Origin of the sequence: Priestia sp. SIMBA_032, assembly GCF_046535215.1 — a bacterium.
Classification (GTDB): domain Bacteria; phylum Bacillota; class Bacilli; order Bacillales; family Bacillaceae_H; genus Priestia; species Priestia aryabhattai.
In genome coordinates, this window is record NZ_JAWRXD010000326.1 from 1 (window position 1) to 325 (window position 325).

1 protein-coding gene is annotated in these 325 nt (G+C 59.7%); it reads right to left on the reverse strand.

The annotated features are described in order from the left end of the window. Nucleotides 1-325: hypothetical protein (locus tag SB717_RS34605; protein WP_410907382.1), on the reverse strand; the 325-nt coding region annotated here is incomplete at both ends.

Consider the following 325-nt stretch of genomic DNA (forward strand, 5'->3'; position numbering starts at 1 on the left):
CGCACGATGTTTAAGAGCGTGGCAGCCTCGTTCTGAAGCTGACTCCGGCGTCCATGATGCTGGCCGCACTTTTCCTCGATTTCGTACACTGCACGCATCGCCTTTTCCTTCTCAGCGAGCGATATCGACCCGATGTCGGCCGCGAGTCGAATGGCTTTCGTGGTAGCGTCGAGCTCCTTCGCGAGCGTCTCGAGAAAGTCCCTGTGGTCTTCCAGAACGAACGCCTGTGTCAGGTCGTCCCTTACGACGTAGACGCCGTGTGAGAAGAAGTACCGCAGGAGCGCATTGGTCGTCCGCTCCCGGACCTGCGCGGCGAAGTCCAAGG